This is a genomic window from Rhodococcus sp. NCIMB 12038 (genome assembly GCF_002165735.1).
Taxonomy (GTDB): Bacteria; Actinomycetota; Actinomycetes; order Mycobacteriales; family Mycobacteriaceae; genus Rhodococcus_F.
This window is the reverse complement of the sequence record NZ_NHML01000009.1, coordinates 263,067-288,465: the sequence shown is the minus strand read 5'-3', so window position 1 is coordinate 288,465 and position 25,399 is coordinate 263,067. Positions and strand designations below refer to the sequence as shown.

General features: G+C 68.8%; 22 protein-coding genes. 14 read left to right on the top strand and 8 right to left on the bottom strand.

The genetic code is table 11. The features are described 5' to 3' along the window. The first annotated feature begins 16 nt into the window (after positions 1–16). The 4 genes from CA951_RS16360 (at position 17) to CA951_RS16345 (ending at position 5,337) form a co-directional block, all read left to right on the top strand. A complete protein-coding gene (locus CA951_RS16360; RefSeq protein ID WP_087557817.1) occupies positions 17–862 on the top strand; it encodes an amidohydrolase in 846 nt (281 codons plus the stop codon). Continuing rightward, a complete protein-coding gene (locus CA951_RS16355) occupies positions 855–1,694 on the top strand; it encodes an enoyl-CoA hydratase-related protein (protein WP_087557816.1) in 840 nt (279 codons plus the stop codon). The genes CA951_RS16360 and CA951_RS16355 overlap by 8 nt, the downstream gene beginning before the upstream one ends. Before the next feature lie 176 nt (positions 1,695–1,870). Then, positions 1,871–4,582, top strand: a complete 2,712-nt coding sequence (locus CA951_RS16350) for a branched-chain amino acid ABC transporter permease/ATP-binding protein (RefSeq protein WP_087557815.1) — start codon at positions 1,871–1,873, stop codon at positions 4,580–4,582. Continuing rightward, complete coding sequence (locus tag CA951_RS16345; RefSeq protein ID WP_087557814.1) at positions 4,579–5,337, top strand: ABC transporter ATP-binding protein; 759 nt, start codon at positions 4,579–4,581, stop codon at positions 5,335–5,337. Before CA951_RS16350 ends, CA951_RS16345 begins: the two co-directional genes overlap by 4 nt. A 706-nt stretch (positions 5,338–6,043) precedes the next feature. Here the strand turns inward: CA951_RS16345 and CA951_RS16340 are convergent. Then, positions 6,044–7,300, bottom strand: coding sequence for an ABC transporter substrate-binding protein (locus CA951_RS16340; protein ID WP_179220211.1), 1,257 nt, complete (start codon positions 7,298–7,300; stop codon positions 6,044–6,046). A gap of 277 nt (positions 7,301–7,577) precedes the next feature. Between CA951_RS16340 and CA951_RS16335 the strand changes: the two genes are divergently transcribed. Then, positions 7,578–8,114 carry a nuclear transport factor 2 family protein gene (locus CA951_RS16335; RefSeq protein WP_087557812.1) on the top strand — a complete coding sequence of 179 codons (537 nt, stop codon included), beginning with the start codon at positions 7,578–7,580 and terminating at the stop codon, positions 8,112–8,114. 52 nt (positions 8,115–8,166) lie between these two features. Here CA951_RS16335 and CA951_RS16330 read toward each other — a convergent pair whose 3' ends face one another. The 3 genes from CA951_RS16330 to CA951_RS16320 all read right to left on the bottom strand — a co-directional run bounded on the left by CA951_RS16330 (position 8,167) and on the right by CA951_RS16320 (position 10,598). Next, positions 8,167–8,943 (bottom strand): SDR family NAD(P)-dependent oxidoreductase, encoded by a 777-nt coding sequence (locus tag CA951_RS16330; RefSeq protein WP_179220210.1) that lies wholly within the window; start codon positions 8,941–8,943, stop codon positions 8,167–8,169. After that, a complete protein-coding gene (locus tag CA951_RS16325) occupies positions 8,940–9,155 on the bottom strand; it encodes a ferredoxin (RefSeq protein ID WP_087557810.1) in 216 nt (71 codons plus the stop codon). The genes CA951_RS16330 and CA951_RS16325 overlap by 4 nt, the downstream gene beginning before the upstream one ends. Positions 9,156–9,245: 90 nt before the next feature. Continuing rightward, on the bottom strand, positions 9,246–10,598 hold the full coding sequence (locus CA951_RS16320; protein WP_143543061.1) for an epoxyqueuosine reductase: 1,353 nt from the start codon (positions 10,596–10,598) through the stop codon (positions 9,246–9,248). 56 nt (positions 10,599–10,654) lie between these two features. Here CA951_RS16320 and CA951_RS16315 point away from each other — a divergent pair, with 56 nt between their 5' ends. Continuing rightward, the gene (locus CA951_RS16315; RefSeq protein WP_087557808.1) at positions 10,655–11,641 is read left to right on the top strand and encodes a PDR/VanB family oxidoreductase; all 987 of its coding nucleotides are present in this window, start codon (positions 10,655–10,657) and stop codon (positions 11,639–11,641) included. 28 nt (positions 11,642–11,669) lie between these two features. Further along, positions 11,670–12,938 (top strand): cytochrome P450, encoded by a 1,269-nt coding sequence (locus CA951_RS16310; protein WP_087557807.1) that lies wholly within the window; start codon positions 11,670–11,672, stop codon positions 12,936–12,938. A 66-nt stretch (positions 12,939–13,004) separates the two neighbouring features. Here CA951_RS16310 and CA951_RS16305 read toward each other — a convergent pair whose 3' ends face one another. Both CA951_RS16305 and CA951_RS16300 read right to left on the bottom strand, forming a co-directional pair. Then, positions 13,005–14,117: an amidohydrolase family protein gene (locus CA951_RS16305; protein ID WP_087557806.1), complete on the bottom strand. Its 1,113-nt coding sequence runs from the start codon at positions 14,115–14,117 to the stop codon at positions 13,005–13,007. Next, complete coding sequence (locus tag CA951_RS16300) at positions 14,114–14,590, bottom strand: Rieske (2Fe-2S) protein (RefSeq protein ID WP_256973795.1); 477 nt, start codon at positions 14,588–14,590, stop codon at positions 14,114–14,116. Before CA951_RS16300 ends, CA951_RS16305 begins: the two co-directional genes overlap by 4 nt. A gap of 92 nt (positions 14,591–14,682) precedes the next feature. Here CA951_RS16300 and CA951_RS16295 point away from each other — a divergent pair, with 92 nt between their 5' ends. Beyond that, the gene (locus tag CA951_RS16295) at positions 14,683–17,106 is read left to right on the top strand and encodes a CoA transferase (protein ID WP_087557805.1); all 2,424 of its coding nucleotides are present in this window, start codon (positions 14,683–14,685) and stop codon (positions 17,104–17,106) included. A 15-nt stretch (positions 17,107–17,121) separates the two neighbouring features. Here CA951_RS16295 and CA951_RS16290 read toward each other — a convergent pair whose 3' ends face one another. Both CA951_RS16290 and CA951_RS16285 read right to left on the bottom strand, forming a co-directional pair. Beyond that, entirely contained in the window at positions 17,122–18,414 is a 1,293-nt protein-coding gene (locus CA951_RS16290; protein WP_143543060.1) for an ABC transporter substrate-binding protein, read from the bottom strand. Between the two features lie 132 nt (positions 18,415–18,546). After that, positions 18,547–19,716 carry an amidohydrolase family protein gene (locus CA951_RS16285; protein ID WP_179220209.1) on the bottom strand — a complete coding sequence of 390 codons (1,170 nt, stop codon included), beginning with the start codon at positions 19,714–19,716 and terminating at the stop codon, positions 18,547–18,549. 102 nt (positions 19,717–19,818) lie between these two features. On the opposite strand from CA951_RS16285, the gene CA951_RS16280 reads away from it, so the two are divergent. The 6 genes from CA951_RS16280 to CA951_RS16255 all read left to right on the top strand — a co-directional run bounded on the left by CA951_RS16280 (position 19,819) and on the right by CA951_RS16255 (position 25,378). Beyond that, positions 19,819–20,313 (top strand): VOC family protein, encoded by a 495-nt coding sequence (locus tag CA951_RS16280; protein ID WP_087557802.1) that lies wholly within the window; start codon positions 19,819–19,821, stop codon positions 20,311–20,313. Between the two features lie 101 nt (positions 20,314–20,414). Continuing rightward, the gene (locus CA951_RS16275) at positions 20,415–20,915 is read left to right on the top strand and encodes a nuclear transport factor 2 family protein (protein ID WP_087557801.1); all 501 of its coding nucleotides are present in this window, start codon (positions 20,415–20,417) and stop codon (positions 20,913–20,915) included. Then, complete coding sequence (locus CA951_RS16270; RefSeq protein WP_087557800.1) at positions 20,912–22,156, top strand: CaiB/BaiF CoA-transferase family protein; 1,245 nt, start codon at positions 20,912–20,914, stop codon at positions 22,154–22,156. The genes CA951_RS16275 and CA951_RS16270 overlap by 4 nt, the downstream gene beginning before the upstream one ends. Continuing rightward, positions 22,156–23,013, top strand: a complete 858-nt coding sequence (locus CA951_RS16265) for an enoyl-CoA hydratase-related protein (RefSeq protein WP_218780495.1) — start codon at positions 22,156–22,158, stop codon at positions 23,011–23,013. Before CA951_RS16270 ends, CA951_RS16265 begins: the two co-directional genes overlap by 1 nt. After that, positions 23,010–23,555 carry a VOC family protein gene (locus tag CA951_RS16260; RefSeq protein WP_087557798.1) on the top strand — a complete coding sequence of 182 codons (546 nt, stop codon included), beginning with the start codon at positions 23,010–23,012 and terminating at the stop codon, positions 23,553–23,555. Before CA951_RS16265 ends, CA951_RS16260 begins: the two co-directional genes overlap by 4 nt. Further along, complete coding sequence (locus tag CA951_RS16255; RefSeq protein WP_087557797.1) at positions 23,555–25,378, top strand: NAD(P)/FAD-dependent oxidoreductase; 1,824 nt, start codon at positions 23,555–23,557, stop codon at positions 25,376–25,378. Before CA951_RS16260 ends, CA951_RS16255 begins: the two co-directional genes overlap by 1 nt. Positions 25,379–25,399 lie beyond the last annotated feature (21 nt).

Sequence of the window (25,399 nt, the reverse complement as noted above, 5' to 3'; positions counted from 1 at the left end):
CTATGATCCTGTAATCATGACTCCAACTCGTTTGATCGATGCTCAGATCCATGTCTGGAAGGCCTCGACGCCGGACCGTCCCTGGCCCCTCGACGCCATCGAGCCGCAGCGGCCCGTTCCGCTGGAGGTGCCCGAGGTGCTGGACGAGATGGCCGATGCCGGGGTCAGCGGTGCTCTCCTACTCGGGCCGACCTGGGAGGGATCGCGCAACGACTACGTGCTCGAGGTGGCAGCGGCCGACCCGTCGCGCTTCGGCGCGATCTGCCGCTTCGCCACCGGCGACCCGGAAGCGGTCGAGCGGCTGGCGCAGTGGCGCGACATCGCGGGGATGCGGGCCATCAGGATGTCGCTCAACCGCGGCGACGTCGAGGGGACGCTGGAAGCGGCGCGACGCAGCGGCTTCTTCGCGGCGGCCGAGCGCTACGGCGTTCCCCTGAGCATCTACGCCCCCGGTCGCTACGGGCTCTACGCCGGACTGGCCGAGGAGTTCCCTGGTCTGAAGATCGCCGTCGACCATGCCGCCGTCGAGACCGCCGAGGCTCCCCTGCCCGAGGCGGTGGCTCCGCTCGCTGCCCTGGCCCGCTATCCCGGCATCGCGGTCAAGGCGTCGGCGCTGCCGTGCTTCGTACGCGAGCCACACCCGTTCCCGTCCATCACCGAGGCGATATACCGGCTCGTGGAGTCCTTCGGCGCCGCGCGTGTCTTCTTCGGATCCGATCTGTCGCGGCTGGCGGTGCCCTATGCCGAGTTGTCGGACGTCTTCACCGCTCGTCTCCCCGCGCTGAGCGAGGCCGAGCGTGCCCTGGTCGCCGGGCGGGCACTGACCACCTGGCTGGACTGGCCCGAGCCCTTCGATGACTGATCCTCGCGCGGAGGAGGGACGGCCCGGCGGCGTGGTCCATGTCCGGGCAGTCGGACCGGTTCTGCAGATCACCCTCGACCGACCACACAAGCGCAACGCGGTGGACCCGGCGATGACCGTCGGCCTGGAGGCGGCGTTCACCCGGCTGGAGGCGGATCCCGGCCTGCGGGTCTGCGTCCTGGCAGCGACCGGCGACTACTTCTGCGCCGGCAGCGACCTCGTCCTGGGCGCGGGCCCGCATACCGCCGATGGCGGGCAGTACGGCATGATCCGGCGCTCCCGCACCAAGCCTCTCGTCGCCGCGGTCGACGGGCCTGCGTTGGGCGGCGGCTTCGAGATGGTGCTCGCGGCCGATCTCGTGGTGGCCTCGCGCAACGCCTGGTTCGCGCTGCCGGAGGGCGCTCGGGGACGGCTGCCGGGTGCGGGCGGACTGTTGCGCGCTCCGGCGCGGCTGCCCCGCAACGTGGCCGTCGAGATGATGCTGACCGGCGCCCGTCTGGATGCCGCGCGCGCCTACGACCTGGGACTGGTCAATCGGCTGGTGGAGTCCGGCGCGGTGCTCCGGGCTGCGTTCGAGCTCGCGCTGGATGCGATCACGAGTGCACCGGAGTCGGTGGCCCAGATCCTGCGCGGACTGGAACGGATCGAGGAGCCCGGGGAGCAGCTGGGCTGGGGGGCCACCGCGGAGGCGATGGACGTCCTGCGCGGCTCTTCGGACCATACGGAGGGCACGGCCGCGTTCGTCGAGCGGCGCCCACCCCTTTGGGTGCTCAGCGCGGCGCAGCGTGCCGCGATCGCCCGCGCGGCGACCCTGCCGCCGGCCGGCTCGTGACGCGTGGGCGACGACGTGTCTGTCGTATTCGTCGGCTCTGACGATTGACGTGACCCAGATCTCTGAGCATTATTAGACGACCATTACGAGTCATTGTGGGATTCATAGAACATCAGTAGACCCGACGCCCGGTCCCGGGGCGCGTGCCATCGTTCCCAGCAACCTAGAGGTATCACGTGGACACTCTCCTGCCCTTCATCGTCGCCGGACTGGTGACCGGATCTGTGCTCGGTCTCGCCGGGACGGGGCTGGTTCTGACGTACAAAACGTCCGGCCTGTTCAACATCGGCCACGGCGCGATCGCCGCCGCGGCCGCCTACATCTTCTACTGGCTCCATGTCGAGCTCACCATGAACTGGTGGCTCGCGCTGCTGCTGTCGGTACTGGTGTTCGGCCCGCTGAGCGGCCTGGTCCTCTCTGCGGTGAGTCTCAAACTGAGCAACCAGAGGCCCGCCTTCAAGGTCGTGGCCACGGTGGGCATCGTCCTGCTCGTCCAGGGCCTGTCCACGGTCAAGTTCGGATTCAACCCGCTGCGGCCGGAGCCGTTCCTGCCCGGCGCCACCACGATCACGCGGATCGCCGGCGTCAACGTGACCTATGCCCAGCTCACGATCATCGTGATTTCCTTGGTGATCGTCGCCGCGCTGTTCTACTTCTTCCGCTTCAGCCGGGTCGGCCTGGCCATGCGCGCAGTGGTCAACGATCCCGACCTCGTCGCCCTGCACGGCACCAGCCCGCAGGCCGTCCAGCGGCTGTCCTGGGGCATCGGCGCCTCGCTCGCGGCACTGTCGGGCGTGCTGATCGCTCCGACCGCCGGCATCGAAGCGGTCGCGATGACCTTCCTGTTCGTGCAGGCTTTCGGCGCCGCCGCCCTGGGCGGGTTCTCGAACATCCCGTTGACCTACGTCGGCGCGCTGGTGATCGGCGTCGCCTCGAGTCTCTTCACCAAGTTCGCGATCGACATCCCGTCCCTGCAGGGCATGTCGACGGCGCTGCCCTTCATCGTCCTGATCATCGCTCTCATGGTGACGCCCAAGCGGCGCCTCGACACTCCGGCGCGAGCCGAGCAGGCGCCCAAGATCCCGTACCACGGCCCGACCAGCACCCGGCTCATCGGCGGTGGCGTCGTGCTGATCTTCCTGCTCCTCGGTCCGCAGATCTTCTCCTCCAACCTGACCTTCTTGACCGTCGGCCTCACGCAGGCGATCGTGCTGCTCTCGCTCGGTCTGGTCGTACGCACCGGTGGCATGGTCTCGCTCTGCCAGGCCGTTTTCGCGGCGATCGGTGCCGTCACCTTCGCCCAGATCAGTGCTCACTGGGGTCTGCCGTGGTTGGTCGGCGTCCTGCTCTCCGCGCTGGTCGTCGTCCCGGTGGCGGCGCTGCTCGCACTGCCGGCCATCCGCCTGCAGGGTCTGTTCCTCGCCCTGGCCACGCTCGGCTTCGGCCTGTCCGCGGAGGCCTGGCTCTACCAGAAGAGCTGGTTCTTCGGTACGACGGGCACCGGCCTGCCGATGCCGCGACCGGGCGACGCCGGCGACGAGGCGTGGTACTACATCGTGCTCGCCTTCTTCGTCGTTGCCGCCATCGTGATGGTGCTCATCCACCAGAGCCGGCTCGGCCGGGTGCTGCGCGGACTGTCGGAGGCGACGCTCGCGGTGCGCACCCTCGGACTCAACACCAACCTGCTGCGCCTCATCGTCTTCTGCATCGCCGGCTACATCGCGGGCATCGGCGGCACGCTCTACGGCAGCACCATCCACTACGCGGTGCTCGGCGACAGCAACTACGCCGCCTACTACTCCTTGGTCCTGGTCGCCACGCTGGCACTGATGCCGTTCCGCGAGCCGTGGTACGCGGTCGTGGGCGTCGTCTCGGCGATGATCCCGGCGTACTGGCACAGCGAGACCGCCACGCCGTGGCTCAGCGTGATCTTCGGCGTCGGCGCCATCGTGATCGCCACCCGCGGCGGCGCGGACACGCTCCCGCAGCGTGCCCGCGACTTCATCGATACCCACTTCCGGCGTCGTAAGGAGGCACCGAACGTCGCCGTCGCCGACGATCCGTGGCAGATCCCGTCCGCGGCCACCGGCCTGGAGATCCGCGACCTGACGATCAAGTACGGCGGTCGGACCGCGCTCGACAAGGCGGTGCTGACGGCTCCCGTCGGCCAGATCACCGGTCTGATCGGCCCCAACGGTGCGGGAAAGACCACGCTGTTCAACGCGGCGAGTGGCCTGCTCACCCCGACCACCGGCCAGGTCATGCTGCACGGCCAGGACGTCACCGGCCTCGGCGCCGCCGCCCGAGGCCGCCGCGGTCTCGGCCGGACCTTCCAGCTCATGCAGTTGGCGGATTCGCTCACGGTGGCGCAGAACGTCGCGCTCGGCGTCGAGTCCGGCATGGCCGGCTCCAGCCTGCGTGGTCAACTGATGGCGACCCGGAAGGAACGCAGGGCGACCCTGGAAGCGGCCGAGTACGCGATGGAGCTGTGTGGGATCGCAGACCTGCGTGACGTGAACGCGGGCGAGCTCTCCACCGGACAGCGGCGCCTCGTCGAGCTGGCCCGCTGCCTCAGCGGCCCCTTCGACGTCCTGCTGTTGGACGAGCCGTCCTCCGGCCTGGATCCGGTCGAGACGGAGAAATTCGGCGAGACCCTGACCCAGATCGTCAAGACGCGCGGCTGCGGCATCCTGCTGGTCGAGCACGACATGGCTCTCGTGCTCAGGATCTGCGCCCAGATCCATGTCCTCGACTTCGGCAAGATGCTCTTCCACGGCACACCGAGCGAGGTCCGCAACAGCCCCGTCGTCCAGGCGGCGTATCTCGGCTCCGAGGCGGACGCCGAGATCGAGATCGCCGACGACCTCATCGAGGAGATGGTCCGATGACCGAACGAACGACAACGATCGAGGCCGCAGGGGGAATCGCTCTCACCGGAAAGCCGGCCCTCGAACTGCGCAACGTCAACGCCAGCTACGGGACCACCTCGGTGCTGCGGGATGTGTCCCTGCGGGTGGAGCCGGGTTCGGTGACGGCCCTGATCGGCCCGAACGGTGCCGGCAAGACCACGTCGCTGCGCGTCGCCTCGGGGCTGATTCGACCCTCGTCGGGCCAGGTGCTCATCGACGGTGACGAGGTCACCCGGACCTCGGCGGCGCGGCGCTCGCGCGCGGGCCTGTGCCACGTGCCCGAGGGCCGGGGCGTCTACCGCAACCTCACCGTGCGGGAGAACTTGTTGATGCAGTCCAACGCATTCAACGCCCAGGAGAGCATCGAGATCGCGACCGGCGTCTTCCCGCGTCTGGGGGAGCGGCTGAACCAGAAGGCCGGCACCATGTCTGGCGGTGAGCAGCAGATGCTCGCGCTGTCGGCCGCCTACGTCGCCAACCCGCGTCTGGTTCTCGTCGACGAGCCCTCGCTCGGACTGGCGCCGATCATCGTGGACCTGGTCTTCGACTTCCTCCGCACCCTGCGAGAGAAGGGCGTCGCGCTACTCCTCGTCGACCAGTACGCGCTGCGCACCCTGTCGATCGCCGACCACGCCTACGTGCTGCGCCGCGGCGAGATCGCCTACGACGGCAGCGCTGAGACCCTGCTTCAGGGCAACGTGCTCGAGCAGTACATCGGCGACGGCGCTGCCTGAGTCCCTCCCACGGACGCAAGTGAGCCCGCCCCCTGATCGGGGGGCGGGCTCAGTTGCGTTGAGCCTCATCGTGGTCCAGGTCGTTCGAGCTACGCCACGGGAACGGAGCCGCGGCGGGCATGCACCGGCACGCCACCCTGAGCCGTACGTAGGAAACGGTCGAAGGCCCGCGGCCCACCGGAGGAGATAGGAAAAGGCCCGCGCCCCCCGGATGGAGGACGCGGGCCTTCGGTGATGCGTGTGCGGTGGATCAGATAGCGAGGCCGGGCAGCTACCCCCCGCAGGTGCTGGCGAGGTCGCCCGTCGCACTGTTGCCGGATGTTGCCGGCGCGATGCCCTTGGGGCCGTCGTCGCCGGCGTTGAAAGTGAACCGAGCGTGGACGGGGACCAATCGACCCCGACCGCGACGGTCGCCGATCCCGGGGTCGACGGTGGCCGATCCCGGGTCACAGTCGGCGACGAGTTCAGTCTGGCCGCGAGGACGTCAAACGTGACCGGCTGCCACAGCCGCGCCGTCAACTCGGTGCCGGCCGCCGCGATCAGGTCGAGCGGGTTATTTTGTGGCGCTGAATGATCCGGTTGGCGAAATGTGGAGATGAGTGCGGCTATGCGCCCGCACACACCCTGTGTCCTACGGTGGAAATAGGCAAAGGCCCACGCCCTCCGGATGGAGGACGCGGGCCTTCGGTGATGCGTGTGCGGTGGATCAGATGCCGAGGCCGGGCAGGTAGCCCCCGCAGGTGCTGGCGAGGTCGCCCGTCGCACTGTTGCCGGACGTTGCCGGCGCGATGCCCTTGGGGTTGTCGTCGCCGGCGTTGAAAGTGAACAGCCAGTTGCAGCCGACCGGCTTGGAGGCCTGGCCCTTGGTGTAGGTGATCGGCTCGGGCAGCAGGCCGTCGAGGGTCTCGTCCTTGATGGTGTACATCGCGTCCATCACCGTCGACCGGTTGATCTCGGCCGGCTTGGCGTTCTCCAGTGCCTTCTGAAGCAGTTCGAAGCTGGACCAGATGGAGGTGGAGTTGCCCGAGGTGTAGACGCCGTCGGGCGAGTACTTGTTCATGGCGTCGCGGTAGGCCACGACCTTCGCGTCGTCGGACCACCACGGGAAGCCTTGCGTGCCGCCGGCCGACTTGAAGCCCGAGACCTTGCTGAACGCCTCCTGGTCGAAACCTGAGTTGATGACCGAGAAGATGCCGTCGTAGCCCTGCTGCAGGCAGTCGGTCGCGACACGGGCGCCGACGGCATAGCCGATGTTGAAGGCGATCGCATCGGTGTCCTTGCCGGTGAAGGCCAGGCACTGGGCGGTGTAGTCGCTGGCCGTCGCCGAGAACTGCTGCACGCCGGTCGCGTCCATGCCGATGGACTTGACGTAGTCCTCGGCCTTTTCACCGTTGGTCGCGCAGACGGCGACCTCGGCGCAGGCGGCCCAGCCGAAGCTCTTCGCACCTGCCGCCTTGGACTGGTCGATGTAGGACTTGATGGTGTAGTCCGAGCCGGAGACGTTCTGGAAGACGCCGGGGACTTGCGACCAGAGCAGGTCGCTGGAGCCGCCGCCACTGATCACCGGGACCGGAGTGTCCTTGAACAGGTCAGCCATCGCCCCCTCGGCGACCAGATCGGTCATGAAGATGGCGTCGACGCTGTCGTCGGCGAGGAATGCCTTGGCCGCCGAGGTGGCGCCCGGAACGGTGTTCTTGGAGTCGACAATTTCGATCTCGACCGGGTGACCGAGGATGCCGCCGCTTGCGTTGGTGGACTCCTGCCAGGCGTGTGCGACGGCCTCGGCCGCGAGACCGTTCGAGGCCTGCGCGCCGGACTTGGAAGCGACATAGCCGATCTTGATCGGTGTTCCGGTCAAGCTCGACGAGCTGCTGCCGCTGTCGGGGCCGGAGGTGGATGTGTCGTTGCTGCTGCCGCCGCACGCTGCGAGTGCCACGCTGGCCACGCTGGCCACGGCGAACACGGCACCGACCCGCGTTGCCTTTTTGAGGGTGAGAATCCTGGATGACACCGATGCTCCTCGTGTGTTCGGGTCCCGTCATCGGGCGACGGGTGTCCTCTGCAGGAAACATAGATGAGACGAGCATCACTTGTCTACTTATTACATAATAGTAAACGCACTTGTTTACGACTTCGAAAGAGAGAAACCGCACGTGCTGGACGAGGTGGGCCCACCACGCTAGCCTCCTTTAAGCATAAGTTGACAACAACTGACGACGTTCTGGCTGAAGGGGCGATACATGACTGCCACGCTTGATCTGGCGCTGCTTGCCGACAAGATGGAGCTCACCGAACTGGTGGCGAAACTCGAGCGCGCCGTGGACCGGATGGACCGCGAGGGGATCCTGGCCTGCTACTCCGAGACGTCCTTCGACGACCACGGTCGCTTCCGGGGGAGCCGCGAGGAGTTCGCCGAGTTCATCTGTGACAACCCCGGTTTCACGTCGGCCTCCAGCTTCATCTACCACCTGATGGGCCAGTCGATCTTCGAGGTCGAGGGCGACGAGGCATACGGCGAGTCGTACTTCGCCTACTGGATGCAGACCGCCGAAGACCGGCTCTACCAGTCGATCGGGCGCTATCTCGATTACTTCCAGCGCACCGAGGACGGCTGGAAGATCACCTACCGCCGCGTGGTGATGGAGTGGGACGGGACGGTGCCCTGCCAGAATGCCGTGCCGGGCGGCCACTTCCGGGGCACGCGCGACCAGAACGATCCGCTCTACAAGCGCCTGAAGTGGCCGGAGAACCCGGAGACCGCGACGTCGATCGGCTGAGGCTCCCATGCCTGGCGGCGGGCTCAGCCGATCGACCCGGTCCTGCTTCGGTTCAGATCGAGAGTCCGCCGTCGGCCACGACGATCTGCCCCGTCACGAACGAGGCGTCCCGAGAGAGTAGGAACGCCACCACGGCGGCGACCTCCTCCGGGTCCGAGATGCGGCCCATCGGGATGCGCGTCCGCAGCCGCTCCTCGCCCTCGGGGTCGAGCAGCCGGTCGATCATCGCCGTGCGCATGTGCCCGGGTCCGACCGCATTCACCCGCACCCCGTCGGCCGCATGGTCGCGGGCCGCCGACCGGGTCAGGCCGAGCACCCCGTGCTTGGCCGCAGCATAGGAGGCGATTCCCCGCGTCTGGACCGTCGTGGCTGCGTAGGAGGCGACGTTGACGATCGCGCCGCGACCGGCCGCGACCATCGCTCCGAGTTCCGCACGCTGGCAGCGGAATACGGCCGTCAGGTCCAGTGCGATCGTGTCGTTCCACAGCTCGTCCGGATACTCGGCCGCCGGTCGCGGTGCTGGGCTGACTCCGGCGTTGTTCACGGCGCCGTCGAGCCGGCCGAATTCGGCCAGGGTCGCCTCCACCAGGCGCTCCGGATGGGCGGGGTCGGTGATGTCGCCGGGAACGCTGAGGCATTTCCCGCCGTGCCGGCGCACCTCTTCGGCCACTTCCGCACAGCGGTCCGCGCGCCGGCCTGTGACCACCACGTCGGCGCCCTCCGCGGCGAGTCGCAGTGCGCAGGCCTCGCCCAGGCCGCTGGTCGCCCCGGTCACCAGGACCACGTGGTCGTCGAACCGGCGGCAGGCCCCGTTCACGGGCGCGTTCACCCGCGCAGGCTGATCGCCTGCATGGGGCACATGTCGACGGCGGTGGCCGCCGCCTCGGCGTCGGCCTCGGTGAGGTCGGCGGAGACGTACTCGTCCTGGGCCGTGGACCGGAACGACAGCAGGCCCTCGTCGGTGAGCGAGAAGAGGGACGGCGTGGCGAACGTGCACTGACCGTGGTTTTCACACTGGTTGAGGTCGACGACGAGCTTCATGGGCTTCTCCTGGGTTTTCAAAAGGATGTGGTTTTTCAGAGGATGTGGGTTATTCGAGGATGGACGTCGTCATGCGGGGGTTTCGTCGGCTCAATAGCCGAGCGCCTCGGTGTTCGTCCCGGTCGGGTCCACCCAGTCCAGCGGCACCTTGCGGTCCGGGTCGAACTCGAAGCCCGGCGTCTCGAAGACCTCGGGAGCGAGCCGGGGCCGCTCACCGGGCCCGTAGTGCCTGCCGTCCAGTGGCCAGTCGAAGCCCTCCAGGTCGTCGGTGTCCTTGCCCAGGACGCGGCCGGTGGCCTCGAACTCCTGGAGTACGGCGGGGAGGCCGTACCGCTGCACGGGGCACACCTTCATGCAGACCGAGCAGCCGGCGGTCTTGCCCATCACCGGCAGGCAGCGCTTGGTGTTGAGCTTCGCCTTGACGACGCCGCGGCTCTCCTTGCGGATCGCCGGGATCGCGCCCGCCGGACACCGGCGCACGCAGATCTGGCACTTGTCGCACACCCCCTCGATTCCGAAGTCCACCGGAGTGTCGTGGAGGAACGGCGCGTCGGTCGACATCACCTCGATGCGACAGCGCGACCCGGCGTTCGGGGTCAACAGCTGTCCGTTGAGGCCGAGCTGGCCCAGCCCTGCCTGGACGGCGTACGGGATCACCATGGACTCGCCCACGAAGCCTTCGGCCCTGGCGGCGTAGCCCTGTTCCCGGATCCAGTCGGCGAGCAGGCGCATCCGGTCCTCGAGTCCCGCGTACGCGGAGAGGGCGGCCTTCTCCGACCGCAGGCTCGGGCACATCTGGGTGGAGTCGAAGTTCTGCTCGACGATGCCGACGATGATCGTGTCGCCGACGGCGAGGCCGTGGTACTCGGCGTAGTTGCACTTGATGTCGTAGGCGGTCACGCCGACCGCGGCGAGGCCGAGGCGCGCCGCCTCGCGCTTCATTGCCTCGGTGAGTGCTGCCGGCGTCACCCGCGCGGCCGGTGCGGTGGCGTCGGGGCGGCGGTTGGCCTGCGCGCGGCGGCGGGCGGCGCCCTGGACACGGGGCGACGTCGAGAGCAGCGAGATCCACATGTGCCCGGTGGGGCTGTGCTCTCCGCGCATCTCCGGGTGGAGGCGGATGAAGTCGTGCAGCGGAGCCTCGTCGAACGCGCGCTGCTGCGCTTCGGGAATCAGTTGGACGCCGGGGCCGGTGCGCAGCTCGTCGGCCGGTGCCGGGACCGGGGTGCTCCAGGGGCGACCGTGCGGTGCGCGCCTCGGGTGGGCCCAGATCGGTAGTCGCGGGATCCACCACATCTTCGGGCGATACGGCAGCGTCTTGCGCGCGACGGGGTAGAGCAGAGTGCTGAGCTGATGTCCCCACTTCAGCGCTGCGCGCTGCAGGCCGTTGCGGGTGAACTCTCCGGCCATCTTCGCTACCCTCTCGTCGATCAATGTTATGTACATAACATGTTACTATGATTTCTAATGTTTTTACAGCAACGATGTCGAAGGTTATCGAGATGACACAGACCGGAGTACTGAGGGATCCCCTGTCGGCCGACCCGGATCGGCTGTTCGATGCGACCGTGCGAGCAGTCGTCGCCGAGGCCGACGGTGTGCGCTCGTTCGAGTTGGTGCGCGCAGACGGGGGTGTGATGCCCGCGTGGACGCCCGGTGCGCACGTCGATCTGGTGCTCGGGAACGGCGTCGAGCGGCAGTACTCGCTGTGCGGCGATCCGGCCGACCTGTCGTCGTGGCGGGTGGCCGTCCTGCGCGAGCCGGAGAGCAGGGGCGGTTCGTCGTACCTGCACGACACGGTCGCGGCCGGACACGCCGTCCGCCTGCGCGGCCCCCGCAACGAGTTCGCGCTGGAGGAAGCCACGCGCCACCTCTTCATCGCCGGTGGCATCGGCATCACGCCGCTGCTGACCATGATCGCCGAGCTGGAGGGCCGTGGGGCCGACTGGCGGCTGGTCTACGGTGGCAGGCGCCGGGCGTCGATGGCCTTCCGCGGCGAGTTGGAGCGCTACGGGGACCGGGTCACGCTGTGGCCCGAGGACGAGCGCGGCCTGATCGACTTGGCCGGACTGCTCGGCGAGCCGGTCGAGGACACGGCGGTCTACTGCTGCGGTCCCGGCGTGCTGATCGACGCGGTCGAGGCGCAGTGCGCCGAGTGGCCCACCGGAGCCCTGCACGTCGAGCGATTCCGGCCCAAGGAAGGTGCCCTCGACGGCCCGACGACCTCCTTCGAGGTGGTGCTCGACGCGTCCGGCCTCACCATGACGGTGGGTCCCGACGAGTCCATCGCCGACGTCCTCGAGCGTGCAGGCGTAGACATTTTCACGTCCTGCCGCGAGGGCACCTGCGGTACCTGCGAGACTGCCGTCCTGGGTGGCGAGCCCGACCATCGCGACTCCCTGCTGACCGAGGACGAGCGGACCGCGAACGACGTGATGATGATCTGCTGCTCCCGCTCCAAGGGCCCGCGCCTCGTCCTCGACCTGTGAGTCCCCGAACCGACAGAGAGGCACGCCGATGACCGTCGCCGCGACCGGTGCCCGACTGGGCGACCTCGAGGAGCGGGCCAGCCGCTTCTTCGCGCTCGACCCCGAGATGCTGGCCGATCCCTGGTCGCTCTACGCCGAACTGCGCGCGCACGCGCCCGTGCTGCGCGTCGGGCCGGTCGTGGTGGTCTCGCGATACGACGACATCAAGGCGATCTTCCGCGACCCCGAGCGCTTCTCCAACCGGCGGCAGACCGGCTCCCGCGTCACCGAGAAGCGGGCCGCCCTGGGCGGCGACGAGCTGGCGATGTACGACCATCTCATCGAGCACGACTCCCATCATCTCGGACTGAACGACCCACCGGACCACAGCCGGCTGCGCCGCTTCGTCGCCCGGGCCTTCTCGGTGCGGGCCATCGACGCGCTGCGCAGTGAGGCCGAGGAGATCGCCGAGGAGTTGCTCGACGGCATCGCCGCCACGGGCGAGGACCCGTTCGACCTGGGCGCGCTCTCCTTCTACCTGCCGTTCCGGGTGGTCTGCCGGATGCTGCGCATCCCCGACATCGACGTCGAGTCCTTCCGCGGCTGGGCACTGGCCGCGCGCCGCGGGCTGGGCACCAACTACGAGAACCTCGCCGAGGCGTACGACGCGGTCCGCAACATCGAGGCGTACGTCCACGACGTGATTCGCTCACGCCGGCCGGGAAGCGCCGCCGACGGACCCGGCGACGACCTGGTCTCCAACCTGCTCGCAGCGGGGGAGGACGGCACCGGACTCAGCGACGCCGAGCTGACCACGATGTTCACCGTGATGCTCACCTCGGGCAACGCGAACGACATGATCTCCAACGCGGTGATCGCCCTGGACGCCTTCCCCGAGCAGCGAACCCTGCTGCACGAGCGCCCCGAATTGACGAGCAACGCGATCGAGGAGTTCTTCCGCTACTGCCCGTCCGCACACGGCGTGCACCGCGCGGTCGCGGTCGATACCGAAATCGACGGGTTCGAGGTGCGTACCGGCGAGACGCTCCGCCTGCTCGTCGCCTCGGCCAACCACGACCCGGCCCGGTTCCCCGACCCCGAGCGGCTCGACATCGAGCGTGAGGATGCCAAGCACCACGTCGACTTCGGGTTCGGGATCCACACCTGCCTGGGGCAGTGGCTCGCTCGACTCGACATCGAGGTCGGGCTGACCGCACTCTATCGGCGTTACCCGGACCTTCGCGTCGCCGGTGAGTTCGACTACCGCCCGGAGTACAACTTCCGCGGTCCGGTGCGGCTTCGGGTCTCGGGCCGCTGACGCTGCCCCCGACACGCTGATCGGCGGGTCCACGTACGCGACGTACGGGGCCCGCCGATCGCCGTCTCAGAGGCGATACCAGGACCGGGCGTTCTCTGCCATGGTCTTGGCCCGCATCGACTCCGGCATCGCGCTCAGCAACTGGGCCAGGTCGTCGTCGTGCGCGTGCGGATAGTCGGTGGCGAACATCAGCAGGTCCTCGCTGCGCAGCCACCCGATCGCCTTCTCCAGCAACGAGGTCGGCCCGGCCTCGGTGGGTGCGGTGGAGAAGCGGAAGTGCCTGCGCACCAAGTCGAACGGCGGCTCGGTCAGCCACGGCACCTCGCGACGGAGCCCCTTCCAGTCCTTGTTCATCCGCCAGCCCCATGCGGGCAGCCACAGGAACCCGCCTTCGAGGACGGAGACGCGCAGGTCTGGGACGACCTGGAAGAGGCCCTCGGCGACCATGCTGGTGATCTGGCTGCCGAAGGCCTGCCACTCGGCGGCGTATTCCTCGATGAAGTACGACGGATAGCCCGTGGTCGACGGCACGCCGTCGGCGGTGCCCCCGTAGTGCAGTCCGGCGACCAGGCCGTGCTCGGCCATCGCCTCGAAGACCGGGAAGAACATCCGCCGGCCCCACAGGGCGTCGGTGCGCACCGGCAGGAGCACCTGCACGATTCCCGGGTGCGAGCCGACCCGCTCGATCTCCCTGATCATGGAGGCCGGGTCGCGGGCGGGCAGCACCATCGAGGCACGCAGCCGGGAGTCCTTGTTCAGCCACTCCTCGATCAGCCAGTCGTTGACGGCGCCTGCCATTGCGTTGTGCCAATCGGGCTGGCGGATGCTGTCGATGCCGTAGTAGCAGTTGAGGATTGCGCGATCGACGTCCCACGGATCGAGGACGTGCCGTCGCAGCAGGTCCACGTCCGAGGCCGGCGTGCGGCCGTCGGCGGGCCGCCACTGCGGCCTGCAGGTGCGCGGCGAGTTCGGCGGGTAGTGCGACAGCGGACCCTGCGGCTGCTTCCAGTTCCGCTCGGTGCACCAGTCGACCCACTGCTGAGCGAGGTAGGGGAAGAGCGTCTCGGCACTCGGCACCTGGGCGTGCACATCGACGTCGATGACGCTGCCGGTCCACAGCGTCTCGCGGCCCGCGCGGTCGACGACGGGCTCGATCAGGGGAGTGGTCAGGGTGGTCATGCAGTCTCCTGCTTCTCGGTGCGGGCCGCCTGGGCGCGCTGCGGGCGGAGATCGACGACGAGGTAGTCGTCCTCGACCTGGACGCAGACCGTCTCGGCCCGGAGCGGTCCGGGCTGCATCCCGGCGATGGTCGCGCCGCTCTCGACGTCGACCTTGTAGGGCCGCCCGCGCATCCCCACCGGGTCGAAGTAGGACTGGCCGGTGGTCACGTCGAACTCCCAGCCGTGCCACGGGCAGACCAGGAAGGTCTGCTCGGTGTCGTAGTGGTACTCGCCCGGGACGGCCGCCGTCACCCGTGGCAGGAACCGCCCCGCGCACAGGTCGGCGCCGCGGTGCGGGCATCGGTTGAGCAGGCCGTAGTAGCGGCCCTTGACGTTGAAGATCGCGATCGAGCGGCCGCCCGCCTCGACGGCCATCTTCTCCCCGTCGGCGAGATCGGCCGCCTTACCGACGACGTACCTTCTGGTGCTCACCTGACCTCCTGACTTGCTCCGTCGAATTCGGATCTTGTTTTGTTTCTATTGTGCAGAAATGATGTAGCTATGTATATAGAGGGCGTGGCCCGATGACAACCGGTGCGCTGAGCGGGTTGCGCGTCCTGGATCTCGGCCATTACCTGGCCGGTCCCATGCTGGCGATGTTCCTCGGCGACAACGGCGCCGACGTGATCCACATCGACCCTCCGGACGGCCCGCGGTGGGACTCGCCGGCGAACGCTGCGCTGTATCGCAACAAGCGGCAGCTCCGCCTCGATCTCCACGACCCGGCGGCCGTCGCCCGTGCGGCAGCGTTGGCCGAGTCCGCCGACGTCGTGGTCGACAACTTCCGCCCCGGGGTCCTGGAGCGACTGGGTCTGGACCCGGCGGCGATCCGCGAGCGCGCACCGCAGCTGGTGTGGTGCTCGCTGCCGGGCTTCCCCCGCGACGATCCTCGGGCCGAGCTGCCCGGCTGGGACGGCCTGCTCGCCGCGGCGACCGGCCTGTACCCGGCGCGGCACGGTGAGGTCGACGGTGACCCCGTCTTCAGCGCGCTCCCGATGGCTTCGACCTTCGCGGCCTTCATGGCGTCGCATCGGGTGGCCGGCGCACTGCTCACCCGCGCCTCCACCGGCCGGGGTGCGTGGATCGAGGTCTCGCTCTACGAGGCGGCCTTCCAGGCGGTGGGCTCCTACGCCGAGGTCCCCGTCTCCCGCAAGACCGACAACCCGATCTACGCGCGCCTGCACCGGATGCTCCAGACCGCGCGGGCGGCCGACGGGACCCACCTCTACTTCGACACGCCGCTGCGCGGCCTGCAGCGGTTCCTCGACCGGTTCCTTCCGCAGTACCGGCTCGTCGATCTCGACGACTCCACCTGCGAGCAGATGGTGCGGGACCTGGTGGAGCTGATCGGCACCCGGTCCGGCCGGGACTGGGAACGCATCTGCCAGGAAGAGCTCCAGGGTGCCTTCGGGCTGTGCCAGAGCACCCGGGCGTGGCTCGCCGACGACCATGCGCGCGCCAGTCGGTCGGTCATCGAGGTCGCCGACCCCGTGCTCGGTGCGACGGTCCAGCCGGGATTCCCGGTGCTGCTCTCGGAGAGTCGGCCCCAGCTGTGCCGGGGCCGTTCCGCGCGGCCCGACGGCGCCGGCCCAGAGGCGGACATCGACTGGATCGGGGAGGGGTTCTCCTGGTCGAGCGACAGGCGGTTGCGTCACGACCTCGCCCTGGACGGTGTTCGGGTGCTCGACTGCGCCAGTCTGCTTGCCGGACCGACGAGTACGCGTGTGCTGGCGCAGTACGGCGCCGACGTGCTCAAGGTCGACAGTCCGGCGGTGACCGCGAGCCGCGCCGACCCGCTGACCGACGACCGGTCCGCCTTCAACGGCCATCGCACGGTCAGTAGTGGCAAGCGGATGGCGTTTCTCGACCTGAAGGACGAGAGGATCCAGGGACTGCTGCCGGATCTGATCGGCGCGATGGACATCGTCCATCACAACTTCACGCCGGCCGCGGCCGAAAGGCTCGGTCTCGGCGCCGAGCGGGTTCGCGAACTGAATCCGGCCGCGATCTACTCCACGATGTCGCTGCACTCCCACGGCGGCTCCCGGGCCGACTACCGGGGTCACGAGCCGCTCGCGCAGATGGTGACCGGCATGGGCGTCCGCGCCGGTGGTGAGGGCCCACCGCGGATGCTCGGCGTCGTGGTCAACGACCATGCGGCCGGGCACCTGAACGCCTTCGGCATCATGCTCGCGCTCCTGGACCGGCTGCGCACCGGTGCGGGGCAGCAGGTCAACGCGTCGCTGTCGCGGACCGCCACGCTGCATCAGCTGCCGTTCGCGATCGGGTACGACGGCAGGTCGTGGGACGAGCCGAGTGGGCCCGAGGCCACGGGCCGCCATGCGCTGGACCGGCTCTACCGTGCCCGAGACGGCTGGTTCTACCTGGCCGCAGGGTCGGACGGGCGGGACCTGCTCGCACAGGTCGACGGGCTCGAGGAGTCGGTCGCGGTGCCGGACGGACAACTCGGCGCGTGGCTGGTGCCACGCTTCGCTGCGCGCAGCGTCGCCGAGGCGGTGGCCGAGCTGCGCGCCGCCGGGATCGGCGCGCATCGCTACGTGCCGGTGATCGACCTCGTCGAGGACCCGACCGCGCTTCGGCGTGGGCTGCTGGCTGTCGTCGACCATCCGGGCATCGGGCGCGCGTTCGGGATCGGGCATCCGGTCTTCGGGGCATTCGAGGACTCGGCGCGTCCGTTCCTGACCGCCCGGCGACCAGGCCTGGACACCGTCGACGTACTGGAGGAGCTGGGCGCCGGTCGCCTGCTGGACGACCTGATCGGATCGGGAGCGGTCGCCGTGGGCGAGAACCCGGTGGTGAACGTCACCGACACTCCCGGCTACTGGTCGAGTGGCTCGATCGAGTCCTACACCACCCCGGCGCGACTGGCCCGAACGATCGAGGTGATCAGATCTGGTCAGCCGCGCCGGATTCGTCGCGCGCCGTAGATATTTCGTCGAGCGTCAGCTGCCGACGCTGTTCCCGCAGGTGCTCGCCAGGTCTCCGGTCGCGCCGTTGCCGGACTTCGCGGGCTCGATGCTCGTCGGCTCGTCGTCGCCGGCGTCGAACTTCAGGAACCAGCTGCACTCGACGGGCCGCGAGGGCTCGCCCTTGGCGTAGGTCACCGGCTGGGCGAGGAGGCCGCCGAGCGTCTCGTCCTTCACCTGGTACATCGCGTCCATCACCGTGGCGCGGTCGATCGTCGCGGGCTTCGCGTCGTCGAGGGCCTTCTTCAGGAGCTCGAAGGACGACCAGATCGCCGTCGCGTTACCGGACTGCCAGGCACCGTCGGGGGAGTACTTCGCCATCGCGTCGCGGTACGTCGCCACGGCGGGATCGTCGGCCCACCAGGGGAAGCCCTCGGTGCTGCCGTAGGACTTGAAGCCGCTGACCTTGCCGAAGGCGCTCTGGTCGAACCCGGAGTTCGCGGTCAGGAAGGTGCCGGAGTACCCCTGCCGGAGGCAGTCCGTGGCGAAGCGGGTGCCGGTCGTGTAGCCGGCGTACATCGCGATGCCGTCGGTGCCCTTGCCTGCGAACGACAGGCAGGGGGCGGTGTAGTCGGAGGCGCTCGCGGAGATCAGCTGGGTGCCGACCGGGGCGACGCCGAGCGTCTCGGCGTAGGCCGAGCCCTTGTTGCTGTTCTCCTGACAGTTCGCCACCTCGGAGCAGACCGCCCACCCGAGCTTCTCGGTGCCTGCGGCCTTCGCGACGTCGGCGAACACCCGCGCCGCGTACTCGGCACCGGACACGTCCTGGAAGAGCCCCGGCACGGTGGTCCACGGCACGTTCGTGGCGCCGTTCGCGCTGATGACCGCGACATCGGTATTGCTGAATGTGTCCGTCATCGCCGACTCGGCGACCAGATCGGTCATGAAGACGGCGTCGACGTCGGAGTCGCCCATGAAGCCCTTCACGACCGACGTCGCGCCCGGCACGGTGTTCTTGGTGTCCGTCACCGTGATCTCGACCGGATGACCGAGGATGCCGCCGTGCGCGTTGGTGTACTCCTGCCATGCGTGGGCGACGGCCTTGCCGCCGAGTCCGTTGCTGGCCTGCGCCCCCGACATCGAGGCGGCGTATCCGATCTCGATCGGGGTCCCGCTCAGGGCGGCCGCCGGGCTGTCGCCGCCGCCGGCCGTCTGCTCGGAGCCCGACGTGTTGTCGGCGCCGCAGCCGGCGAGTGTCACCGTCGCCAGTGCCGCCAGAGCGCCGGCGACCCGCGCTGTTCTCCTTCGACCGTTCACCTTTACTGTCACGCTTCTCCTCGCGTTCCATCCGGCCTCACCACCCGCGGTGCGGCACCGAGGGCAGCCTAGGCCCGCTATCCAGCTATGTCCATGTTAGTAGAATTACTACAAATAGATTGCAGGAACAGAGTTGTGCCGAGGTCAGACCGCGAGGCCCCGGCCGGGAAGCAGCGGAATGCCGTACAGCTCGCCGGCCACGCCGCCCAGGACGGCGGCCCGGCGCTCGACACTCAGGTTGCGCGGCAGCGCCGCCGGCTCGTCGAAGTCCCAGTGCGGGTAGTCCGAGGAGTACATCAGCTTCTCGCCCAGGCCCGAGGCCAGGAATGCGTCGTAGAGCTCGTCGAGGTGGGCGTGGTCCTCCGGCTCCTCCATCGGCTGGGTGGTGAAGTAGAAGTGGTCGCGGAGATACTCCGAGGGCGCCTTGGCCAGGTGCGCGACCTCGCCGCCCATCGTGCGGGCCGCGGCGTCCAGGCGCCACGACAGCGGCAGCGCCCACGACCAGCCGAGCTCCACCAGGACGATCGCGAGATTCGGGAAGCGGTCGAAAACGCCCTCGAAGATGAAGCTGGCCACCATCGGGAAGTTGAACGCCGCGTAGTCGCAGTGCTCCTCGTAGTAGTAGCTCGGCGAGCCCGACGGGGTGACCCGGTTTCCGGTCATCACGTGGAAGGTCACCGGCAGCCCGTAGTGCTCGCAGGCCTCGTAGATCGGCCAGTACGACGGGTGGCCCGGCGGGCGCAGGTTGTCCGGCGCGAGCATGATCTGCTTCATCCGGTCTCCGTACGGCCGGTCCTGCTCCTTCCAGAACTCGATCTCCCGCACGGCCAGCTCGGGCAGCTCGTAGGGCAGGTTGATCGAGGCGTACCAGCGCGGGTCCCGGGCCAGCCAGTTGTCGCACCGGTGCTCGTTGAGCGCCCGGCAGTACGCCGCCGAGAAGCCGGTCGGCTGCCCCTTCATTCCCGCGGAAGAGAAGGCGCCCAGGTCGTTGAGCAGGCCCGCGCTGATCTGGTAGTTGTCGAGCAGCTGTTCGGCGGCGAAGAGCGGGTCGCTCCCCGGCGCGCCGCCGCCGGGAGGCTCGGTGTCCCAGCGCTGGCCGTACTCCCGCGGCCGGGGCCGGTCGCCACCGGCCCAGCCGCCGCGGGCGACACCCACCTCGGCGGCATGCCGCTGCCAGCGCTGCGGCAGGTACGAGAGCACGCCGGCACCGCGCTGCTGGTGCTCGCGAATCTTGAGCGGGTGGACGTCGCAGTCGATGATCCCGAGCGTGCGCCCGGTCTCCGCGGTGCCGAGATCGGGCAGCGTGGCAGTCAAGGGTCCTCCTGGGACGGGCGGTCGCGCTGAGGCGCCCGGCCGGCTAAGTGATGAGTCTATGGTGATCATGTTATCCACGTCACTTGCCGAAAGGGAACCCTCATGAAGCTCTCCTCCCACATCGCCATCGGGGTCAGCGACCTGGAACGCTCGCTGGCGTTCTACCGCGACGCGCTCGGGATGACGGTGATCCGCGACGCGACCAACGAGCCGCCGGCGGACGCGCTCTACGGGCCCGAGGTGGGCTCGACCCAGCGTCGTGAGGTGATGCTGAGGTTCGGCGGCAACGACGGGGAGGGATACGGTGACCGGCTCTTCCTGGCGATCTCGCAGTCCGAGGAACTGGCCGGAAATTCGCCGCTCCACCTGGGCCAGATCGGCATTCACCACATCGGGTTCTGGGTCGACGACATCCCGGCGCTGGCGACGCGGCTGCGCTCGGCCGGCTACGAGCCGATCTCGGTCAAGGACACCACCGGAGTCGGATACGGCGAGAGCGCCGACCAGCCGATGCGGGCGATGTTCGTCAAGGACCCCGACGGCACGATCCTGCAGTTCGACGAGCGGGTAGGCGTCGCGGCCGACGGCTGCTGCTGAGACGCCCTCGTCACTTCTGCAAGCGTGTTGCAGTGATGTCTTGCAAGCATGGTGCTGTGATGTACAGTGCGTAGAAGGGCGACTCGAAAGGACGATGCACCGTGGAGGACCGGCTGGCAATGCTGGAGGCTCGGCTGCGCGAGCTGGAGGACGAGCGGGAGATCCGTGAGCTGCTCGCCCGATACGGCTACTACGCCGATGCTCCGCTCGACGAGGAGTACTTCGCGCTCTTCACCGACGACTGCATCATGGACGTCTCCGCCGGACGCGGGGACGACCCCTACGAGGTGGTCCGGTGGGAGGGGCTCGCCGCGATGCGCGAGTTCCTCTCGGTACGGACAGCCGCCCACGACAACGGCTTCTACGGCCGCAGCATGCATGTGCAGGGCAACAACCTGTCGATCAAGGTGACCGGTGACGACGCCGTGGCCAACGGCTACTCGTTCATCTTCCACCAGGACGGCCCCACCCTGAAGCTGCTCAGCGCCTCGATCAACGAGTGGGCGTTCCGCCGCGAGGCCGGCCGCTGGCGGATCCAGATGCGCAAGCGCCGCATGCCCGGTGCCCCCGACGCCGCCGAGCTTCTGAGGGCAGCGGAGTGACCGGGGCCCTGGACGGCGTGCGGGTCATCGACCTCTCGCGCGTCCTCGCGGGCCCGTACTGCACCCAGATGCTGGCCGACCACGGTGCGGAGGTGGTCAAGGTCGAGCCCGTCGCCGGTGACCTGACCCGCACCTGGGGGCCGGCGCGTCCCGACGGCGTGAGTTCCTACTACGCGGGGCTCAACCGCAACAAGCAGCACCTGAGCGCCGATCTCTCGGCGCCCGACGGCCGCGCGCTCGTGCTACGGCTGCTCGAGGGCGCCGACGTCCTGGTGGAGAACTTCAAGCCCGGCGTGATGGATCGCTGGGGACTGGACGCGGCATCGCTCCTGGAGCGGTTTCCCCGGTTGGTCTACTGCCGGATCACCGCGTTCGGGACCGACGGCCCGATGGCGGGTCTGCCCGGGTACGACGCCGTGATCCAGGCGCACGCCGGCATCATGCACCTCAACGGCGAGCCTCATGGCGGCCCGGTGCGGGTGCCGATGCCGATCACCGATCTCACCGCCGGTCTGCTCGCCCTTTCCGGCGTGCTGCTGGCGCTCCACGAACGCACCGCGTCCGGCCGTGGCCAGCTCGTCGAGCTGACCCTGGCCGACGGCGCGGTCAGCCTGCTGCACCCCGTCGCGGCGAACTACTTCATGACGGGCGAACCCCCGCGCCGCCTCGGCAGCGGCCACCCGAACATCGCCCCCTGCGAGGTGTTCGACTCGCCGGCGGGCGAGGTGTACGTCGCGGCAGGCTCCGACCGGCAGTTCGCGCTGCTCGCGGACTTCCTGGGGGAGCCGGGCCTGGCCACCGACCCGCGCTACCGCACCAACGCCGACAGGCTTGCGAACCGGCACGACCTCAACGCGGACCTGGCTGCCCTGGTCTCCGGACTCGACCCAGACGCCGACATCGCACGCGAGATGATCGCCAAGGGCGTGCCTGCCAGCGTGGTGCGCCCGGTCGAGGACGTACTCGACGACCCGTACCTGACCGAACACGGCATGGTGACCGAGGCAGGCGGCGTCCGGATGCTCGGCGTTCCGGTGCGGCTGGCGCGGACACCCGGAGCGGTGCGCACCCCGCCACGATCGCAGGGCGCCGACACCCGCGCCGTGCTGGCGGCCGCCGGTGTGACCGCAGCCCAGATCGAGGACCTGATCGACCGTGGGGTCGTCGTGACCACCGACAGTTCCACCCCCTTCCAGCCCGACACCGGGCAGAGCCATGAGCACAGATTCGAGGAGAACTAGTGGAGTTCGAAAACATCCTGTACGGCGTAGAGGACCGGATCGCGACGATCACCCTCAACCGCCCGGAGAAGCGCAATGCGCTCAGCCCCGCGTTGCGGCGCGAGGTGGTAGCGGCACTCAAGACTGCCGAGGCCGACGACGAGGTCACCCTCATCCTGATCCAGGGTGCGGGTGAGGCGTTCTGCGCCGGCTACGACATGAACAGCTACGCAGGCGGCCAGGCCAACCCGGAGCGGCCGGACGGGTGGAACCACTCCGAGCTCTTCGAATCCTGGACCGGGCAGTTCCCGCGCAGTTGCCTGCGCGACTGGATGACCATCTGGGACCTGCTCAAGCCGGTGGTCGCCAAGGTGCACGGCTACGCGCTGGCCGGCGGCTCGGAGCTGATGTCGATGTGCGACATCGTCTTCGCCGCCGACGACTGCGTGATGGGTTACCCGCCCACCCGGGCGCAGTCCACCCCCGACATCGAGTACTTCCCCTGGAAGATGTCGATGGCGCAGGCGAAGTACATGCAGCTGGGCGGTCACTCGGTGACCGGGCAGCGTGCCGCGGAGATGGGCTGGATCGCCAAGAGTTACCCGGCCGCGGAGCTCGACGAACAGGTCATGCGCGAGCTGCGCCCGATGGCCAAGCTGCACCCGGCGATGCTCTCGGCCAACAAGATCGCGCTCAACCAGACCTACGAGGCGATGGGCTTCCGGTCCGCGCTGCAGTCGTCGGTCCCGTGGTACGTGCTCGCCCAGGGCTTCCGGCCCGGTTCGGGCGAGTTCAAGACCAGGGCGGCCCGCGACGGGCTCAAGTCGGCGCTGCAATGGCGTGACGGTGACTTCAAGGAAGAGGGGTTCGTGCTGTGACGACGGCCGAGGACAATCGCGCCCAGGCGGACACCAGGATCGCCGTCGGGAGCCTGAACCACGTCGCGCTCGGCGTCCGTGACCTCGAGGCCTCCGTGCGGTTCTACGTCGAAGGGCTGGGCATGCGCCAGACCCTGACGAAGGAAACCAGCGACCTGACGCCGTCGCTCATGCGGCTGCCGGCCCACGCCAAGGCGACCACCGTCTTCGTGCAGGGAGCCTCGCGGGTCGGGCAGATCGAGCTCGCGCAGTGGAACCTGCCGGAGAACGACGAAGGCCGGCCCAAGCGACCGGGCGACATCGGCATGGGCCAGCTGTCCTTCCCGGTCGACCCCGACCACATCGGCGCTCTCCACGACCGGCTGGTCGCGATGGGCTACGAGGTCTACTCCGAGCCCACCACCAGCATCATCAAGAACTACGGTCCGGTGACGCTCTTCCTCTGCGAGGACCCGGACGGAAACCAGGTGGAGCTGATCGCACTGCCCTCGGCCGAGACGGTGCGGGAGTTCCGCGCTCGGGCAGGAAAGGACGAGACCTGATGACCGAGCTCGACGACGCACCGGTCCTGACGCGGCTGGAGCCCGACCACCGGACGGTGGTGCAGGAGTGGCTCGACGGCATGAACCGCGCGCTGGCCGGTGCTGATCGGACCGGTGTGCGTGCGTTGCTCTCGGCCGACCCCTGGTGGCGCGACATCTACGCCCTCAGCTGGGACCTGGTCGCACTGCACGGCGCCGACGACATCGTCGACGCGCTCACGAGCGCGCTGGAGGACACCGGATTCGGCGGTCTCCGGCTCGACGAGTCCTGGCCGGTTTCGTTCAACGGGGCCTACATCGAGGCGATCTACCACTTCGAGACCCGGGTCTCGACCGGCCGTGGCGTGGTCCGCCTGGTGCAGGAGGACGACGGTGCGTGGCGGTCCTGGGTCGTTTCCACCAGCCTCGAGGCGCTGCGCGACTTCCCCGCGCCGGTGGTCTCGATCGACGACGCCGCCAAGGACGAGCACAATTCGCCGTCGGTGCCGGGCGCCCGCCGCTCCCTGGACGAGGTCCGGGCCGAGCGCAGCGAGTACCGCTCCGCAGACCCCAGCGTCCTCATCATCGGTGCCGGACACTCCGGCCTGTTCCTGGCCGCCCGGCTGGGACAGCTCGGCGTCTCCACGCTGCTCGTCGATCGCCACGCGCGCGCCGGCGACAACTGGCGGCTGCGCTACAACGGGCTGCTGTTGCACGACACGAAATGGGCGACCCAGTTCCCCTACCTGCCCTATCCGAGCACCTGGCCGCTCTTCACCCCGAAGGAGAAGCTCGCCGACTGGATGGAGTCCTACGTCACCCTGATGGACCTCGACCTGTGGACCAGCACGAACGTTCACAGCGCCGCGTATGACGAGGCGCAGGGACACTGGACCGTCGAGCTCGACCACGGCGGCGAGCGGCGCACCCTCCACCCGCAGCACCTGGTCTTCGCCACCGGCCGCGAGACGATCGCGCACCAGCCCGTGGTTGAGGGCATGGAGAAGTTCACCGGAACCGTCGTTCACTCCAGCACGCACCTGGGCGGCGAGGCACTGCGGGGCAAGAAGGTCGTGGTGGTCGGAGCCGGCGCGAGCGCACACGACATCGCCCAGGACGCCTACGAGCACGAGGCCGCCTCGATCACGATGGTCCAGCGCAGTCCCGTTCTGGTCTTCTCCCAGCGGCACGGCCTGAAGAATATCTTCGGCACCTACTACGGCGAGAACGGTCCGGAGTCCAGCACCGCCGACCTCCTCGCCAGCGCGAACCCGCTCGCGCTCAGCACCGGGCTGGCGCCGGTCGTGACCCGCAGGATCGCCGAACTCGACGCCGAGATGCTGGCAGGTCTGGAGGCGGCGGGTTTCCGCACCACCCTCGGACCGGGTGACGCAGGTCAGACCTACTTGACCACGCGAGGCGGCGGTGCGGTCTACATCGACAAGGGCAACTGCGCGCTGATCATCAACGGCGAGATCCGGATCCAGCCGGGCGAGATCGAGCGGTTCACCGCGAACGGCGTGGTCTACCGCGACGGAACCGAGGAGGCCGCCGACGTGGTCGTCTTCTGCACCGGCTTCCGCAACATGCGCGAGGTGGCACGCCCGATCGTCGGGGACGAGGTGGCAGACGCGCTGGCAACGGTCTGGAACGTCGACGACCGCGGCGAGCTCCGGACGACGCTGCGTCACTCCGGCCACCAGAAGCTCTGGTTCATGGCCAACGGCCTGCGCCTGGCGCGGTTCTTCTCCCAGCACGTCGCGCTGCTCATCAAGGCGATGAACGAGGGTCTGATCGACCCGAGCATCAACGTGGAGAAGAAGAAGCAGGAGCACGCCGGCTGAAGCCGGCTACCGAGGGAACGA